Below are 12,945 nucleotides of genomic sequence, written 5' to 3' on the forward strand. Positions count from 1 at the left end.
CCATGCTTAAAGTGACATCAGACACCACATCAATACGCAGCGTAGCGGTTATCGGTTCAGGTCTGGCAGGCCTCACGGCTGCAATTTTACTTGGCCAACTGGGCCATAGTGTCACGGTGTTTGAGAAAAGTCGCGGGCCCGGTGGTCGTATGGCCTCCAAGAGAGTGGGTAGTGGCTCTGCCGATGTTGGTGCTCAATATTTTACCGCCCGCAACCGTGAGTTTCTTTCGTTCTTGCAGCGCTGGGCGGGAAGCGATGCGTTCCTCGAATGGCCGGCCAGATTTCGTTTTCAGGACGACACCCTGAACTGGCAGCCGTTTCCGGAAGAAAAGCGTTATGTTGGAGTACCGAGAATGACTGCCATCACCCGCGCATTGTCTGCTCACGTTGATGTCACTGCCCAGGTGAGAATTGAACGGTTGGAGCGTTCCGGTAACCAGTGGCAACTGGTGTGTACAGAAGGACTGAACCACGGTGTTTTCGACCAGGTGATCATCACCGCGCCCCCGGCCCAGGCCCAGGAGTTGTTACGGGCGAGCCAGCTTGACGGGCTGGCGGAAGAGCTGGAAAAGCCGGTTGATCAGATTCTCCCATGTTGGGCAGTGGCGGCTCACTATTCGGAGCCACCGGAGGTGGACGCAGACGCCATGCGCCCGCACTCTGAGGTGCTCTACTGGGTTGCTAACAACTCCTCCAAACCCGGCCGGGATGATTCCGGCCAATGGTGGGTACTGCATGCCACCCCGGAGTGGACCAAGGCCCATGTGGATGCAGAGCCGGGCTATGTCAACAACGCTTTGGTAGGCGAATTCGCGGCGTTAACCGGTGCCGATGCCCGGCCCGATGAGACGGTGGCCCACCGCTGGCTTTATGCCCGGTCGGCCTGGAGTAGTCAGCCCGGCTATCGGTACGATGCCGAGAATGGGGTTGGGCTGGCGGGCGACTGGCTGGCTGGCGGCCGGGTGGAAGGCGCGTGGGAAAGCGCCACCCGCTTGGTTGCCGCGATTCAGTAGCGCACCAGTCTATTCAAGCAGGTCGGGAGGCGCCATCCTGGTGACTTCCGGCCGGCTGTAGAAATGGGTGATGGTGCCGTCACCAAACTTCGAGAAAAACGCGCTGACCTCGGTAATCTTGCGCAATGAGCGCTCCCGGGAGATCGGATTCTTCACCAATACCTTTATGCCGTTGAAGTTGTCCTGGATATTCGAGAAACGGGCGCGCATGGAGCAGGTCACCACGTTGCCCGGGTCCATGGCCAACTCGCCAGCCAGCCAGTGGCTGTGGTCGGCAATCTGCTGTTTGTCGAGATTTTCCCGGGTATCCAGGTGGTGCAGCTTCACCCGGTTTACTATGCAGAATGAATAACTTTTCGGATGCTTGCGGGCCACTTTCCGGAAAGCTTCCCAGAAGAAGTTATCGGTCAGCTCGGCAAAGTACCTCATATCGCTCAGGCAGGTGTCGATCCAGTCGAAGCTTTCCGCGTCTTCCAGTACTTCGTTGATGGCTTCCCGCAGCAGCCAGTCGAAACCCAGGGCTGTTTTGTGGGCGTAGACTTTCCGGTACATCTGATACCGGCTGTAAACGAAATCTTCCAGGGCACCCAGGCCTTTCTGGGTAATCGCCAGGCCCATCCAGGGTTCGGACACATCCCAGCCAAACCTCAGGTTGCTTAGAAGGTGGTCGAGGTTGAACCCGCCGATGGTAACGGAACTGTGGAAACCATCCCTCAGCATGTAATCTGCCCGGTCAGCGTCGATCTCACCGGACACGATGGAGGACAGCAACCCCATGACCAGGGCCGGCACGTCCTGTTCACCGATGGTGCCGGCGACCGCATCTTCGCCGGCAATGAATGCCCAGAAGGTGCGGGCGTGGCGGCAGAAGGTGTCGCTTGGGGTTACGTCGGTGGTCTCCATGATGCCAATCACATCAACGGCGTTCAGCCCAGCGTTATCCAGATCTACCGATGAAAGCACGTCATGGGCAACCCGGACGGAATAATGTTCATGTTCCAGTTCTCCTGGTTCCTCCGGGTGATAACGGGTGAAGTCGACCCCGCGCCAGAGGTCCCGGAAACGCTGGGGGCGCGACATGAGTTCCCGGATGCGGCGGGCCTGGGTGAACTGGTGCGAAAAGCTGGAGTGGCCGCTGTCGTGCAGCAGGCAACCAAGGCGAATGGTTTTGGCCAGGTAATCGATGGCGTCCAGCTGGCTCAGGCTCAGATCTGTGCGTTCGCTGAGTTGCCTTTCCCGAAGGTAGGCGTCGATCATTGAACGAAACATGCGGGTGCCCACATGCATTACGCCAATGCTGTGCAGGAACCGGGAGTGGGTCGCGCCGGGGAACACCAGGCTCAGGATGTCGTTCTGGCAGATGTTTCTCAGACGCTGGAACAGGGGATGGTCAATCACCTGGATTTCATGCCGATACAAGGGAATGCCGCCGTGCACGGGGTCCATGATGAGCTTGTCGTAGGCTCCGAGCAGGTCGTTGACGGCACGTCGCATGGTTACAAATCTCCCAATTTAATGACACGGCCCTTGTTATATCACAGGGGCATGCCAGAATAGGCGTAATGAAGCCAATTTCTCTTTTATCGCTGGTAGTTTAAGGCCATCAACATGACCTCGCGCACCGAGCGCATTCTGATTATTGACGCCAACGAACAGGCTAGATCGGATTTGTCCCGCTACCTTGAAGCGAGAGGCTTCTACGTGACTGGATTTCCCGATGTCAGCGCCGCCCGAAGCCTTTTCGAAGATAACATTCCCGATGTCATCTTTGCAGATTTGCCCCCCGAGGCCATCCGAGAGCTATCAAAGCGACTGGATGAAGCCGACAGCTTTACGCCTATCGTTGCCTGTACCTGCAGTGAGTCCAGTGCGGAGATTGTCCAGGCCCTCAGAGCAGGTGCAGCGGATGTTGTTCTTAAACCCTGTAACGACGACAAGGGCGCCCTGGACGACGTTATCGGCAAACTGTTTGACCGGGTAAGGGTGAATCGCCTGAACCAGTTGTACCGGCAGGAGCTTGAAGAAGCCAACCGCGAACTGCGCACCGGTATCGCGGAATTGAGGGCTGACCAGAATGCCGGGCGCAAGGTCCAGCTCAAAATGTTACCGGACCACGAGCTGCGTCTGTCCGGTTTACAGGTGGACCACCTGATCAAGCCTTCGCTCTACCTGAGCGGCGATTTCCTGGACTACTTCCGCATCACCGAAGACAAAGTGCTGGTCTATATTGCCGATGTATCGGGGCATGGCGCCAGCTCGGCGTTTGTCACGGTGCTGCTCAAGAACCTGACCAATCGCCTGCAGCGCAATATGCGCCGCCAATCCAGCGACGATATCCTGTACCCGGAACGGTTTCTGGAACGGATCAATTCGGAGCTTCTGGATACTGGTCTCGGTAAGCACGTAACCGTATTTGTTGGCATTATCTCGATTTCCACCCGTACATTAAGTTATGCGGTTGGTGCACACTTCCCGATGCCGATTTTGTCGTTCGAGGGCGGCGAAACCCGTTTTCTGGAAGGCAGTGGGCTCCCGGTAGGGTTGTTTGAGGCACCAGAGTGGGAGGTTTACGAGGTCAAGCTGGACAAGCCGTTCCGGCTGTTGCTGTTTTCAGACGGGATTCTGGAAGTGATTCCTGCCAAATCCCTGGATGAAAAGGAGAAGACACTACTTGAACTCGTATCAGGAGGTAGTCACACTATCGCATCGCTGAGCGACGCTCTGGGGCTTGGTAAGATCTCGGAGCTGCCGGATGATATCGCGATAGTATCGGTAACTGATACCATAGATGGTTCAGACAACACGTCGTCGACTTAGTGGCAGTGTGAAAATGGCTGGTTATAAAATCCTGCAAGCTGAGAAGCAGGGAATCTACGTCCTGAAGTTTATTGGGGAAATCCGGCTGAACCTGTGTTCGACGCTGGACAATCTGGTTGAGTCCATCACCCGTGATCCCCAATTCAAAACGGTTGTGGTCGATCTCACGGAAACGGAAATCATCGACAGCACTACCCTGGGCCTGCTGGCCAAGATAGCCCTGGCGGCGCAAAAACAAAGTCAATTCCTGCCAACTCTGATCTCTACCAACCCCGACATTACCCGCATTATCGCCTCTATGGGCTTCGACAAGATTTTCATCATTGTCCGGGAGCCTGCCTCCAGAATTGAAGAGCTCGAAGAAATCCCCGTACTGAAGGCCAGTGAACAGCAGGTCAGAGATAAAGTGCTCGACGCCCACAAAGTGTTGATGGGTATGAACAGCAAAAACAGGGAAGAATTCAAGAACCTGGTGCGCGCACTGGAGTGCGAAGAACCGGGCTGAACGTTCGGTTACGCGTTCCCTGCGATGCCCCCGAAGCAACAAAACGGAACTGATATGTCTGAAAACGCAACCTACCGCACCGCTGGAGCGGGCCCTCGTGACGTCGCCGTTCTGGGTGGCGGCAGTTTCGGCACTGCCATGGCCAAGGTACTTGGCGAGAATGGCCACACCGTCCACTTCTGGATGCGTGATGAAGAGCAGGCCGACGATATTCGTCAGAACCGTATTAATAAACGCTATATGCCAGGTATCACCCTGGAGGGCGATATCCAGCCCACGACTGATCTCGCAGATGCCGTTCGCAAAGCGGAGGTGGTGCTGGTTGCCATTCCGTCCAAGGCATTTCGTGCCGTTATCCGGGAAAACAGCCAGGTATTCCGGGACGGCCAGATTGTTGTCAGCCTGACCAAGGGCATCGAAGAACACGGCTTCAAGCTGATGAGCGAGATCCTTCAGGAAGAAATTCCCCGTTGCCGCACCGGCGTACTCAGTGGCCCCAACCTGGCAGGCGAGATTGTTAACCGGGAGCTGACGGCCACGGTGATTGCCGCCAAAGATCCGGATGTGCGCCGGGCCATTCAGGAGCTACTTGGTTGCGAGTACTTCCGGGTTTACGCAAACGTCGATGTGTACGGGGTGGAGCTGGCCGGAGCACTGAAAAACATTTACGCGATCGTAGCCGGACTGGCCAACGCCCTGGAAATGGGCGAGAACGCAAAGGCGATGCTGATTACCCGTGGCCTGGCGGAAATGAGCCGTTTTGCGGTCAGCCTGGGCGCCAACCCGATGACCTTCATGGGATTGGCTGGCGTTGGTGATCTCATTGCCACTTGTACCTCCAACAAAAGCCGGAACTTCCGGGTGGGTTATGCGGTCGGTAAAGGCAAGAAGCTTGACGAAGCTGCACAGGAGCTGGGGCAGGTAGCCGAGGGTATCTATACCCTGAAGCTGGTCCGGGAGAAATCAGAGGCCATTGGTATTTATATGCCTCTGGTGAGGGGGCTTTATGAAATCCTGTACGAAGGCGCCTCCATCAACGCGGTCATCAACAGCCTGATGATGGCTGTCCAGAATTCCGACGTTGAGTTTATTCTGCCCCGTACCATCAGTCAGTAAGCCCGCGCCGGGCAGGGAGGATTACCTTGCATCTGATCATCATGCGCCACGGTGAGGCCGGCTGGCACACCCTGGACCAGGAACGGGAGCTGACGGAAGCCGGCCGGGCCGGAGTCGCCTCTGTGGCTGCGCAGATTGCCAAGTCTCCCTGGCGGCCGGAGCGAATCTGGGCCAGTCCGTATACGCGCGCCCGCCAGACCGCGGCGATCGTGTCTGAAGTGCTCAATTGCCCGGTTGAAGAATGCCCGGTCATCACCCCGGATGACGACCCCGGAAATTGCCTCGATCTGCTGCTGGAGAACAAGGCCTCGCCGCTGATGCTGGTGTCTCACATGCCGTTCGTTGGCTGTCTGTCCACCCTGTTGGTGGATGGCCACCGCAAAGGCATACCGTTCATGACTGCGCAGGCGGTGTTGCTCGACATGCCAGTGGTGGGACCCGGCTGCGCAGACTTGAAAGCCCAGTTTTTGCCCTGATCTTACCCATATCCAACTTCCCTGAATTGTTGCTGAGACGCCATGTACAGCTTTCCGATTGAGTACGTTGAGCCGGTGTTCCGGCCACCGAGTGAAGCCAAATCGCTGATACTGCCGGTCACCAACGGGTGCTCCTGGAACCAGTGCACCTTCTGTGAAATGTACACCCAACCCCAGAAAAAGTTCCGCGCGCGCAAACCCGACGATATCCGCCGTGATATTGCCCGGGCCGCTGAGGCCTTCGAATCCGTACCAAGGGTGTTTCTCGCGGACGGCGACGCCATGGTTCTGCCAACCCGACGCTTACTGGAAATTCTGGCAGACCTGAAGCAGGCTTTCCCAGGTCTGCGGAGGGTGTCGAGTTACTGTTTGCCCCGCAACCTGGCCAGGAAATCCGTGGAAGAACTTGTCGAGTTGCGGGAAGCCGGTTTGGGCATTTTGTACGTCGGTATGGAATCGGGTGATGACGAAGTGCTTCGCCGAATCAACAAGGGCGAAACCTGGGAGTCTACCCGGTCGGCTCTGGAGAAGATAAAGCAGGCGGGGCTGACCAGCTCTGTGATGGTGCTCAACGGTCTGGGGGGCGAGGTGCTCTCCCGGCAGCATGCCATCAACACGGCCACTCTGTGCAACGAGACTCAGCCCGATTACCTGTCCACGCTGGTGGTGAGCTTTCCCCAGGGTGAGGAGCGCTTTCGCGCCGGTTTCGGCGACGACTTCGTTCCCCTGAGTCAGCAGGGTCTGTTCGAAGAGATTCGGGTGTTTCTCGAGCACCTGGAACTGGACAGCACCATATTCCGTAGTGATCACGCATCCAATTACCTGGTCCTCAAGGGCACCCTTGGGCGCGATAAGCAGCGACTTCTCGGCGAGGTTGACCTTGCTATTCGTGACCCCGGCGCGGCGCCGCTGCGTGCCGAATGGATGCGCGGCCTGTAACCTGGGAGTTTCCGCCAATGAACATGAAGCCTGATGATATCGAACGATCGGTACAGCAACACAGTAGCGCAAAGGGCCTTCCGCCACTGCACCAGTGGCATCCGGAGTTGTCCGGCGACATGGACCTGGTGATCACCCGAGACGGCCAGTGGCTTTATCAGGGAGCCCCAATCGCGCGGGAAGCCACGGTTAAACTGTTCTCAACGATTTTGCGCCGGGAAGACGACGGGCACCATTACCTGGTCACACCTGTCGAGAAATGGCGCATCCAGGTAGAAGACACTCCCTTGTTGGCACACTCCCTGGAGCGCAAAGGAGAGGGCGCCGGGCAAGTGCTTTCACTAACCACCAACGTGGGTGAAATTCTTGAAATAGGGCCAGAGCATCCCCTGGCGGTGAGCCAGTACCCGAACAGCGACGAGCCCCGCCCAGTGGTTTACGTCCGCCACGGTATTGAGGCCCGATTGGTGACGGCGGCATTCTACGAGCTGGCTGATCTGGTGGAAGAACAGCACGAAAATGGGGAAGCCCAGTACGGCGTGCTTAGTCACGGAAAATTCTGGAAAATCGGGCAGGGCGGTTGAAAAGCGGAAGTTCGCCTCTATAAATAGGGTAGAAAACGCAGTCTGTCACTTGTTAAACTGTGTTTTCATACTTGTTACCGAGCCTGGCTCTCTAACGAGGCCCGGTGGTCGTTAGTCCCTCTGTGCAGTATGGCTGTTCACGAACACTTTCGATTGCCTACAATCTAAATACACAGTCATTGCGACACGCAAGGAGATCACATGGCCCAACCTCGTGTTGTCACCATCCATTACACGCTCACTAACGACCAGGGAGAGCAACTCGATTCCTCCCGTGTAGAAGGCCGTGAGCCGCTGTCTTACCTGGAAGGTGCACAAAACATTATCGGTGGACTGGAAAGTGCGCTTAACGAAAAGAACGCAGGCGATCAGGTGAAAGTATCCGTTGCTCCCGCCGAAGGCTATGGCGAAGTCAACGAAGAGCTGATTCAGCCGGTTCCGCGCTCTGCCTTTGAAGGCGTAGACACCATCGAGCCGGGCATGCAGTTCCAGGCTCAGACTCCGGGCGGTCCCCAGATCGTTCGTGTTGTGGAAGTCAGCGACGAAACCGTCACTATTGATGCCAACCACCCGCTGGCGGGCCAGACTCTGCACTTCGACGTAGAAGTGGTAGAAGCTCGCGAAGCAACTGACGAAGAGCAGGAGCACGGCCACGTGCACTGATCTCTTCCGAAAGGTTGATCAAAAAACGGCTCCTGCGGGAGCCGTTTTTTTTGGAGTTGTGGCGCGGACACAAAAAAGCCGGAGACGAGCTCCGGCTTTTCTGGCTAGTGCACCCGATTACATATTCGGATAGTTCGGGCCACCGCCGCCTTCCGGCGTTACCCAGGTAATGTTCTGGGCAGGATCCTTGATGTCACAGGTCTTGCAGTGAACACAGTTCTGGGCATTGATCTGGAACTTCTTGCCACTGCCGTCGTCTTTCTCGACCACTTCGTATACGCCGGCCGGGCAGTAACGCTGTGCTGGCTCGTCGTACTTGGGCAGATTTTCCTTCAGCGGAATGTCCGGATCAGTCAGTTTCAGGTGAACCGGCTGGTCTTCCTCATGGTTGGTGTTGGAAATGAACACCGAGGACAGGCGATCGAAGGTCAATTTGTTATCCGGCTTCGGATAGCTGATCTTCTTGCACTCAGACGCTGGCTTCAGGGTGGCGTAGTCCGGAGTGGTATCGCGGAAGGTGATCGGCAGGCTACCACGCAGAATGTTCTGCTCAAAGAAGGCAATGGCGCCGCCTACAATGTTACCGAACTTGTGCATGGCCGGGCCAAAGTTGCGCTCGGCGTAAAGTTCTTTGTACAGCCAGCTGTCTTCAAAGCGCTTCTGGAAGCTGGTGATCTCTTCGCCAGCCTTACCTTCCTTCAGGGCCTCAAACACGGCTTCTGCGCCCAGCAGGCCAGACTTCATGGCGGTATGGGAGCCTTTGATCTTGGAGCTGTTCAGGGTGCCGGCGTCACAACCCAGCAACAGACCACCGGGGAAGCTCATCTTCGGCAGGGCGTTGTAGCCACCCTTGGAAATGGCGCGGGCGCCGTAGGCAACGCGCTTGCCGCCTTCCAGATACTTCTTGATTTCCGGATGGTGCTTGAGGCGCTGGAATTCCTCGAACGGGCTCAGATGCGGGTTGCTGTAAGACAGATCGGTGATCAGGCCGACATAAACCTGGCCGTTTTCCAGGTGATACAGGAAGGACCCACCGGTGGAACCGGACTCGTTCAGCGGCCAGCCAGTGGTATGAACCACCAGGCCGGGCTCGTGTTTGGCCGGGTCAATGTCCCACAACTCTTTGATACCGATACCGTAGTGCTGTGGATCTTTGCCTTCGTCCAGCTTGAAATCGTTGATCAGGCGCTTGCCCAGGTGACCACGACAGCCTTCGGTAAACAGGGTGTACTTGGCGCGCAGTTCCATGCCCGGCATGTAGCCGTCTTTCTCGGAACCGTCACGGGCCACGCCCATGTCGCCGGTGATGATGCCTTTAACCTGGCCATCTTCAATAATGGTCTCAGAGGCGGCAAACCCCGGGTAAACCTCTACGCCCAGCTGTTCAGCCTGTTCAGCCAGCCAACGGCACAGGTTACCAAGGCTGATGATGTAGTTGCCGTGGTTGTGCATGTTCTTGGGCACAAAGGCGTTAGGAATCTTGGTGGCTTTTTCCTGGTTCTTAAGCAGGAAAATGTCATCCCGGGTAACCGGCGTGTTCAGCGGCGCGCCTTTTTCTTTCCAGTCCGGAAACAGTTCGTTCAGGGCTGTGGGCTCGAATACCGTACCGGCGAGGATGTGCGCGCCGATTTCGGAACCTTTCTCAACCACACAAACAGTCAGTTCTTCGCCAGCTTCCTGCGCCAGTTGCATCACGCGGCAGGCTGCAGACAGGCCAGCAGGGCCGCCGCCGACGATCAGAACATCAAATTCCATCGATTCGCGTTCCACGTTGGTCTCCTCAAACAGCTTTTTTAGTGGGTGTTGTTTGCCCGCAGGCCTAACTCAATTCATTCAGGGGCGACATCATACCGGTAAAAATGCCTATAGACGACAGCCCCGAGCCCTAAACACGGGCCCTTTGTCCCGAAAGGATAACGCATTTCAGGAATCAAACAAACGTTTGTTTGAAATTTGCGTTTACCTTTGGCATTGTACGTATACACCGAAATGTCGTGTGTTTTGAGTCGATTTTTAGTATCGTCTCATTGCCAGGCCGGGTCAACCCGGTCTATTGGCTGTGAAGGCAGTCCTGATGCGTCGAATGGGGCTATTGACCCTGTAGACAGTAGCCTGCAGTATTACTGCGCACTATCCAGCAGGCTCCCCGTTAAGGATTGCGAGTCATTAAACCCATCGTAGAAGAACGAGGAATCTATGAAGGTTCTGGTCGCTGTAAAACGAGTTATCGACTACAACGTGAAGGTGCGCGTCAAGCCGGACAATACCGGTGTTGACCTCGCCAACGTCAAGATGGCAATGAACCCGTTCTGCGAAATCGCTGTTGAAGAAGCGGTTCGTCTGAAAGAGAAGGGTGTTGCCAGTGAAATCGTTGTTGTATCCATTGGACCGAAAGCTGCTCAGGAGCAAATTCGTACTGCTCTGGCTCTGGGTGCTGACCGTGGTATCCACATCGAGACTGACGAAGAAGTTCAGTCCCTCGAAGCGGCCAAGCTGCTGAAGGCTGTCGTTGAGAAAGAAGAGCCGAAGCTGGTTATTCTTGGCAAGCAGTCCATCGATTCCGACAACAACCAGACTGGCCAGATGCTGGCTGCTCTGACTGGCATGGGCCAGGGCACTTTCGCTTCCGAAGTGGTTGTTGATGGTGAAAAGGTTAACGTAACCCGTGAAGTAGACGGCGGTCTGATGACTGTTGCTCTGAACCTGCCTGCGGTTGTTACCACTGACCTGCGCCTGAACGAGCCGCGTTACGCTTCTCTGCCGAACATCATGAAGGCCAAGAAGAAGCCGCTGGACGCCGTGAGCCCCGCCGATCTGGGTGTTGAAATCGCCCCGCGCCTGTCCACCCTGAAGGTCGAAGCCCCGGCTGCACGCCAGGCTGGTATCAAGGTGGCTGACGTAGCTGAGCTGGTGGACAAACTGAAGAACGAAGCGAAGGTGATCTAAATGAGCATCCTGGTAATTGCTGAACACGACAACAGCAGCCTCAAGCAGGCTACCCTGAATGTTGTAGCGGCTGCCAAGGCCATCGGTGGTGACATCGACGTGCTGGTTGCCGGTGAGAACGTAGGCGCCGTCGCTGAAGCCGCTGCCAAGGCAGAAGGCGTGAACAAGGTACTGGTTGCCGACAATGCTGCCTACGGTCATTTCCTGGCCGAAAACCTGGGCGAGCTGGTTGCTGAAGTAGGTAAAGGCTACAGCCACATCCTGGCGGCTGCCGGTACTACCGGTAAAGACTTCATGCCGCGCGTTGCAGCGCTGCTGGACGTTGCCCAGGTATCTGACATCGTGCGCGTTGAATCCGAGGACACGTTTGTTCGTCCGATCTACGCGGGTAACGCCATCGCCACTGTTAAGGCGAGCGACGCCATCAAGGTTATCACGGTACGCCCGACCGGTTTCGACCCGGTAGCTGCCGAAGGTGGTTCCGCTTCCGTTGAGCAGCTGGACGTTGTAAAAGACGCCGGCCTGTCTTCCTTCGTTGGTGAAGAGAAAGCCCAGTCTGACCGTCCGGATCTGGCTTCTGCCGGTATCGTTATCTCCGGTGGCCGCGGCATGCAGAACGGCGACAACTTCAAGATGCTGGAGCAGGTTGCTGACCTGATGGGCGCTGCCGTTGGTGCATCCCGCGCCGCGGTTGACGCAGGTTTCGTACCCAATGACATGCAGGTTGGCCAAACCGGCAAGATCGTTGCGCCGCAGCTGTACATCGCGGTCGGCATCTCCGGTGCCATCCAGCACCTGGCCGGTATGTCTGATTCCAAGGTGATCGTTGCGATCAACAAGGATGAAGAAGCGCCGATCTTCCAGGTTGCTGATTACGGCCTGGTTGCGGATCTGTTTGAAGCCGTACCGCAGTTGGAAGAAGAGCTGAAGAAAGTCCTGTAACTTTCTGATAGTTCGATCAAAAAAGGCGCCTCAGGGCGCCTTTTTTGGTTTTGAAGCAATGCGTTTTTCCGCTTTGCTGATAATCAGCGTGTCTGCCAGGATGTGCAGGGCATGATTGGTGGTTCTCACCGCCTGATAAACCTGTTCACTTTTCTGGTGATGGGTTTGCCGGGCCTTACGGGTACTGTCTTTGAACTCCTCATCCTTGGAGAACATGTCGATCAGACCGAAGGTGGTGTTGGCTATCGCCTTATGCACCTTCTCAACCGCAGAAGCGCCGCCTGAGACGGTATCTTCGAGAAGTCGGGCCCGGTTGCGCACTTCCGCCAGGTCCATCCTGCTCTTCTGGATGGCGCTACGGGCCGCAATTCGATGGGCATTGAGAATCAGTAACCGTTTTCGGGTTTGGTTCGACAGACGGAACCCCGAAAAAAGAAGCGTTGCCGTGCCGGCGAGGCAAATGATGATCAGAACCTGAGAGACCATAGCCGTGCTCCTCAGCGATACTCAATGTGCATTTCGACGTCGATATCCCGCTCAAACAGTTCGCTTTCCAGTTCTTTCATGACTTCCTGATAGACCATTTTCCGGGTCATAACCGGCAGTTTGTCTGCCAGCGCCCGGCCGGTTCGGGATTCGCGCTTTGCCAGGGCAATCGGATCCAGCACCCGCAACGTAAGCACCAGTTCCGGTTCGCGATGGATATCACTGATATCCTCGTTTTCGAGCATGTTGTTGATCATTTTGCGCTGTTCAAGCAGTTGCCAAAGCAGTAAACCGCTGATGGCCAGCAATATCAGGCTTGTGATGGTCAGAAAGATGATCAAGGGATGCCTCCACACTTGTGTCATTATGCGCCACAGTGTGCAACAAGCTGTATGACAAACGATTGGCCGGCCGGACGCCTGTCATGGTGTATCCGGGAAAGTCGTGCCGGTTTTAAA

14 protein-coding genes are annotated in these 12,945 nt (G+C 56.2%); 10 read left to right on the plus strand and 4 right to left on the minus strand.

Features of this window, described 5'->3' with window-relative positions; translation table 11 throughout:
• Positions 1-2: 2 nt before the first annotated feature.
• The gene (locus J122_RS13905) at positions 3-1,013 is read left to right on the plus strand and encodes an NAD(P)/FAD-dependent oxidoreductase (RefSeq protein WP_061332880.1); all 1,011 of its coding nucleotides are present in this window, start codon (positions 3-5) and stop codon (positions 1,011-1,013) included.
• A 9-nt stretch (positions 1,014-1,022) separates the two neighbouring features.
• Here the strand turns inward: J122_RS13905 and J122_RS13910 are convergent, their stop codons facing one another.
• Positions 1,023-2,507: an HD domain-containing protein gene (locus J122_RS13910; RefSeq protein WP_061332881.1), complete on the minus strand. Its 1,485-nt coding sequence runs from the start codon at positions 2,505-2,507 to the stop codon at positions 1,023-1,025.
• A gap of 114 nt (positions 2,508-2,621) precedes the next feature.
• On the opposite strand from J122_RS13910, the gene J122_RS13915 reads away from it, so the two are divergent.
• The 7 genes from J122_RS13915 (at position 2,622) to J122_RS13945 (ending at position 8,113) form a co-directional block, all read left to right on the plus strand.
• The gene (locus J122_RS13915) at positions 2,622-3,830 is read left to right on the plus strand and encodes a PP2C family protein-serine/threonine phosphatase (RefSeq protein ID WP_061332882.1); all 1,209 of its coding nucleotides are present in this window, start codon (positions 2,622-2,624) and stop codon (positions 3,828-3,830) included.
• Between the two features lie 13 nt (positions 3,831-3,843).
• Positions 3,844-4,335: an STAS domain-containing protein gene (locus J122_RS13920; RefSeq protein ID WP_058089783.1), complete on the plus strand. Its 492-nt coding sequence runs from the start codon at positions 3,844-3,846 to the stop codon at positions 4,333-4,335.
• Positions 4,336-4,389: 54 nt separating this feature from the next.
• Positions 4,390-5,451, plus strand: coding sequence for an NAD(P)H-dependent glycerol-3-phosphate dehydrogenase (locus J122_RS13925; protein WP_061332883.1), 1,062 nt, complete (start codon positions 4,390-4,392; stop codon positions 5,449-5,451).
• A gap of 26 nt (positions 5,452-5,477) precedes the next feature.
• On the plus strand, positions 5,478-5,927 hold the full coding sequence (gene sixA, locus J122_RS13930; protein ID WP_061332884.1) for a phosphohistidine phosphatase SixA: 450 nt from the start codon (positions 5,478-5,480) through the stop codon (positions 5,925-5,927).
• A 42-nt stretch (positions 5,928-5,969) separates the two neighbouring features.
• A complete protein-coding gene (locus J122_RS13935) occupies positions 5,970-6,866 on the plus strand; it encodes a radical SAM protein (RefSeq protein WP_061332885.1) in 897 nt (298 codons plus the stop codon).
• A 17-nt stretch (positions 6,867-6,883) separates the two neighbouring features.
• Complete coding sequence (locus J122_RS13940) at positions 6,884-7,450, plus strand: DUF1285 domain-containing protein (RefSeq protein ID WP_061332931.1); 567 nt, start codon at positions 6,884-6,886, stop codon at positions 7,448-7,450.
• A 201-nt stretch (positions 7,451-7,651) separates the two neighbouring features.
• Positions 7,652-8,113, plus strand: coding sequence for an FKBP-type peptidyl-prolyl cis-trans isomerase (locus J122_RS13945; RefSeq protein WP_058089788.1), 462 nt, complete (start codon positions 7,652-7,654; stop codon positions 8,111-8,113).
• A 117-nt stretch (positions 8,114-8,230) separates the two neighbouring features.
• Here J122_RS13945 and J122_RS13950 read toward each other — a convergent pair whose 3' ends face one another.
• Entirely contained in the window at positions 8,231-9,883 is a 1,653-nt protein-coding gene (locus J122_RS13950) for an electron transfer flavoprotein-ubiquinone oxidoreductase (RefSeq protein WP_061332886.1), read from the minus strand.
• A gap of 426 nt (positions 9,884-10,309) precedes the next feature.
• On the opposite strand from J122_RS13950, the gene J122_RS13955 reads away from it, so the two are divergent.
• On the plus strand, positions 10,310-11,059 hold the full coding sequence (locus J122_RS13955) for an electron transfer flavoprotein subunit beta/FixA family protein (RefSeq protein WP_061332887.1): 750 nt from the start codon (positions 10,310-10,312) through the stop codon (positions 11,057-11,059).
• Positions 11,060-12,001, plus strand: coding sequence for an electron transfer flavoprotein subunit alpha/FixB family protein (locus tag J122_RS13960; RefSeq protein WP_061332888.1), 942 nt, complete (start codon positions 11,060-11,062; stop codon positions 11,999-12,001).
• Between the two features lie 30 nt (positions 12,002-12,031).
• Here J122_RS13960 and J122_RS13965 read toward each other — a convergent pair whose 3' ends face one another.
• On the minus strand, positions 12,032-12,487 hold the full coding sequence (locus J122_RS13965) for a hypothetical protein (RefSeq protein WP_061332889.1): 456 nt from the start codon (positions 12,485-12,487) through the stop codon (positions 12,032-12,034).
• Between the two features lie 11 nt (positions 12,488-12,498).
• Complete coding sequence (locus J122_RS13970) at positions 12,499-12,828, minus strand: hypothetical protein (RefSeq protein WP_058089793.1); 330 nt, start codon at positions 12,826-12,828, stop codon at positions 12,499-12,501.
• Positions 12,829-12,945: the final 117 nt, after the last annotated feature.

Origin of the sequence: Marinobacter excellens LAMA 842, from assembly GCF_001574445.1 — a bacterium.
Classification (GTDB): Bacteria; Pseudomonadota; Gammaproteobacteria; order Pseudomonadales; family Oleiphilaceae; genus Marinobacter; species Marinobacter shengliensis.

Bases quoted from the DNA above. Each gene is read 5' to 3' on its own strand.
- J122_RS13905 (WP_061332880.1), top strand. From the start codon at position 3: ATGCTTAAAGTGACATCAGACACCACATCAATACGCAGCGTAGCGGTT.
- J122_RS13910 (WP_061332881.1), bottom strand. From the start codon at position 2,507: ATGCGACGTGCCGTCAACGACCTGCTCGGAGCCTACGACAAGCTCATC.
- J122_RS13915 (WP_061332882.1), top strand. From the start codon at position 2,622: ATGACCTCGCGCACCGAGCGCATTCTGATTATTGACGCCAACGAACAG.
- J122_RS13920 (WP_058089783.1), top strand. From the start codon at position 3,844: ATGGCTGGTTATAAAATCCTGCAAGCTGAGAAGCAGGGAATCTACGTC.
- J122_RS13925 (WP_061332883.1), top strand. From the start codon at position 4,390: ATGTCTGAAAACGCAACCTACCGCACCGCTGGAGCGGGCCCTCGTGAC.
- J122_RS13935 (WP_061332885.1), top strand. From the start codon at position 5,970: ATGTACAGCTTTCCGATTGAGTACGTTGAGCCGGTGTTCCGGCCACCG.
- J122_RS13940 (WP_061332931.1), top strand. From the start codon at position 6,884: ATGAACATGAAGCCTGATGATATCGAACGATCGGTACAGCAACACAGT.
- J122_RS13945 (WP_058089788.1), top strand. From the start codon at position 7,652: ATGGCCCAACCTCGTGTTGTCACCATCCATTACACGCTCACTAACGAC.
- J122_RS13955 (WP_061332887.1), top strand. From the start codon at position 10,310: ATGAAGGTTCTGGTCGCTGTAAAACGAGTTATCGACTACAACGTGAAG.
- J122_RS13960 (WP_061332888.1), top strand. From the start codon at position 11,060: ATGAGCATCCTGGTAATTGCTGAACACGACAACAGCAGCCTCAAGCAG.
- J122_RS13965 (WP_061332889.1), bottom strand. From the start codon at position 12,487: ATGGTCTCTCAGGTTCTGATCATCATTTGCCTCGCCGGCACGGCAACG.